This is a genomic window from Phenylobacterium sp. (assembly GCF_031425575.1).
Classification (GTDB): Bacteria; Pseudomonadota; Alphaproteobacteria; order Caulobacterales; family Caulobacteraceae; genus Phenylobacterium.
In genome coordinates, this window is sequence record NZ_JANPJP010000222.1 from 1 (window position 1) to 2663 (window position 2663).

Genomic DNA, 2663 nt, shown 5'->3' on the forward strand with positions numbered 1-2663 from the left:
GAAGCCGAAGCTGTTGGACAGGGCGTACTCGATCGCCATCGGTTTCGCCTTGTGCGGGATCAGGTCGATGACCGTCTCAACCGACGGATTGTCCAGGTTCAGGGTCGGCGGCGCGATCTGGTCGCGGATGGCCAGGCAGGCGAAGGCCGCCTCGATGGCGCCCGCGGCGCCCAGCAGGTGGCCGGTGGCCGACTTGGTCGACGACATGGAGATGTCCTTGGCGTGGTCGCCCATCAGCCGGGTGACCGCCCCCAGCTCGATCTCGTCGCCCATGGGGGTCGAGGTGCCGTGGGCGTTGACGTAGTCGATGTCGCTCGGGCTGATTCCGGCGTCCTTCAGGGCCATCTGCATGGCGCGGAAGCCGCCGTCGCCGTCCTCGGCCGGCGAGGTGATGTGGAAGGCGTCGCCGGCCAGGCCGTAGCCCACGACCTCGGCGTAGATCTTCGCGCCGCGGGCCTTGGCGTGCTCGTATTCCTCGAGGACGACAACACCGGCGCCCTCGCCCATGACGAAGCCGTCGCGGTCCTTGTCATAGGGGCGGCTGGCCTTGGTGGGGTCGTCGTTGAAGTTGGTCGACATGGCGCGCGCGGCGATGAAGCCGGCCATGCCCACCGGGCAGATGGCGGCCTCGGCTCCGCCGGCGATCATGATGTCGGCGTCGCCGTACTTGATCAGCCGGGCGCCGTCGCCGATGGCGTGGGCGCCGGTGGCGCAGGCCGTCACCACCGAGTGGTTGGGGCCCTTGAAGCCGTAGCGGATGGAGACCTGGCCCGAGGCCAGGTTGATCAGGGCTGAGGGGATGAAGAACGGGCCGATGCGGCGCGGCCCCTTCTCGTGCAGCTCGATGGCGTTCTTCTCGATCGTGGCCAGGCCGCCGATCCCCGAGCCGATGATGACCCCGGTGCGCTGCTTGTCTTCCTCGGTCTCCGGAACCCAGCCGGAATCCTTCACCGCCTCGTCGGCCGCGGCCATGGCGTATAGGATGAAGTCGTCCACCCGGCGCTGGTCGCGGGTGCTCATGGTCTGGTCGGGATCGAAGGAGCCCGGCACGTCAGGGCCGCCGCCGCCACGCCCGTCAACGCGCGGGACCTCGAAGGCCACCTGACAGCCATAGTCGGTCGGATCGAAGGTCGTCACCCGACCCGCACCGGACTTGCCGGCCAGGAGCGCTTGCCAGGAATGTTCGGTCCCCTGCCCCAAGGGGGTCAGCAGACCGATGCCGGTGACCACGACTCGACGCATAGCGGGGCTCCAAAACGCAGACCGCCGCGGCTCATATGAGCATCGCGGCGGTCAAATCTTGAACGAACTCTGGGCCTTAGGCGCCCAGACGCTCTCCGATGAACTTCACCGCGTCGCCGACGGTCTGGATGTGCTCCGCCGCGTCGTCGGGGATCTCGATATCGAATTCTTCTTCGAAGGCCATCACCAGTTCGACGTTGTCGAGGCTGTCGGCGCCCAGATCGTCGATGAAGCTCGCCTTCTCGGTGACCTTCTCCGGATCGGCGTCGAGGTGTTCGATGACGATCTTACGCACGCGCTCGAGGATGTCGGACATCAGGTTTAGTTCCTCAATTAGTCACTTGATCCATCCGTGACCGCCGACATGTTGTCAACCGCTACGGAGCTTCGATTTCGGCCTTGGCCCAACCGCTTCGGGCGTGGCCGTAGCATGTTCAGTTGGCGGAGGCCAACAGGTTAGATCATCGCCATGCCGCCGTTCACATGCAGGGTCTGCCCCGTCATGTAGGCGGCTTCATCGCTGGCCAGATAAACGCACGCCGCGGCCACGTCGCTCCCCAAACCCAGACGGCCAGCGGGAATTGTCGCGAGGATCTGGCTCTTCTGCGCCTCGTTCAGGGCGTCGGTCATGGGGCTCTCGATGAAGCCCGGCGCCACGCAATTGACCGTGATCCCACGGGTCGCGACCTCCTGGGCCAGGGCCTTGGAAAACCCGATCATGCCGGCCTTGGAGGCCGCGTAATTGGCCTGGCCGGGATTGCCCATCACCCCCACCACCGAGGTGATGCCGATGATCCGGCCCGCCCGGCGCTTCATCATCCCGCGCATCGCCGCCCGACTGAGTCGGAAATAGCTCTCCAGGTTCACCTTCAGGACGGACTCCCAGTCCTCGTCCTTCATGCGCATCAGCAGCCCGTCCTTGGTGATGCCGGCGTTGGCCACCAGGATGTCGAGCGGCGCGCCGGCGGCCGCCTCGGCCTTGGCGATCAGGCCGTCCACTGATTCGGCGTCGGCCAGGTTGGCCGGGGCGATGGAGGTGCGCTCGCCCAGCGCCTTGGCCAGCTCGGCCAGGACCGGCTCGCGGGTCCCCGACAGCACCACGTGCGCGCCCTGGGCGTGCAGGGCCCGGGCGATATGGGCGCCGATGCCGCCGGTGGCGCCGGTGACCAGGGCGGTCTTTCCAGTCAGGTCGAACATCAGAGGCTGCTCGCGAAGGCTTCAAGGTCGGCAGGCGTATTCAGCGGTGTGGCCTCGGCGTCCGGCGCGATGCGCTTGGCCATGCCGGACAGGACCTTGCCCGACCCGGCCTCGGCGAAGCGGGTCACCCCGCCCTCCTCCACCAGCCAGATCATGCTCTCGCGCCACCGGACGCGGCCGGTGACCTGTTCCACCAGCAGCCGGCGGATCTCTTCCGGGTCCAG

Annotated in this window: 3 protein-coding genes and 1 pseudogene; all 4 read right to left on the minus strand. The window is 67.3% G+C overall.

Annotated elements, in window-relative coordinates; translation table 11 throughout:
* A partial coding sequence (gene fabF / locus RMO97_RS12585; RefSeq protein WP_310541414.1) for a beta-ketoacyl-ACP synthase II occupies window positions 1-1242 on the minus strand: 1242 nt, incomplete at its 3' end.
* 76 nt (window positions 1243-1318) lie between these two features.
* Window positions 1319-1558, minus strand: a complete 240-nt coding sequence (locus RMO97_RS12590; RefSeq protein WP_056019455.1) for an acyl carrier protein — start codon at window positions 1556-1558, stop codon at window positions 1319-1321.
* Between the two features lie 140 nt (window positions 1559-1698).
* Window positions 1699-2439 (minus strand): 3-oxoacyl-[acyl-carrier-protein] reductase, encoded by a 741-nt coding sequence (gene fabG, locus RMO97_RS12595; protein WP_310541415.1) that lies wholly within the window; start codon window positions 2437-2439, stop codon window positions 1699-1701.
* A pseudogene (locus RMO97_RS12600) lies at window positions 2439-2663 on the minus strand (malonyl CoA-acyl carrier protein transacylase); the annotation flags it as partial. The gene fabG and the pseudogene RMO97_RS12600, both read right to left, overlap by 1 nt.

What these genes read in the sequence shown, in the direction of transcription:
- RMO97_RS12590 (WP_056019455.1), bottom strand. Translation starts at nt 1,558, where the DNA reads ATGTCCGACATCCTCGAGCGCGTGCGTAAGATCGTCATCGAACACCTC.
- fabG (WP_310541415.1), bottom strand. Translation starts at nt 2,439, where the DNA reads ATGTTCGACCTGACTGGAAAGACCGCCCTGGTCACCGGCGCCACCGGC.